Consider the following 236-nt stretch of genomic DNA (forward strand, 5'->3'; position numbering starts at 1 on the left):
TGTGGCCTGGGGGCTTGCGCAGGCCCAGGTGGGGGAGGAGGTGGGGGTGAGCGCGGGCGAAGCGTTCCACGCCGCGCAGGGAGTCCACGCGGCTGAGGAAGGCCACCAGGATGAGGGCCAAGAGGCCCCACAGGGGGTATCGCCGGTTGCGGGCCCTAGGGTCGGGGACTTGGGACAAGGCTTCGCGCAAGGTCATGCCCTTTGTATACCCGGGGGATACATATCGGTCAAGTCTG

General features: G+C 67.8%; 1 protein-coding gene. It reads right to left on the reverse strand.

The genetic code is table 11. The features are described from left to right. On the reverse strand, positions 1 to 196 hold a 196-nt coding region (locus ACYQ0J_RS13995; protein WP_460170435.1), incomplete at its 3' end, for a transposase family protein. Between the last annotated feature and the right edge of the window lie 40 nt (positions 197 to 236).

The sequence above is a fragment of the Thermus sp. FJN-A genome, assembly GCF_054655095.1.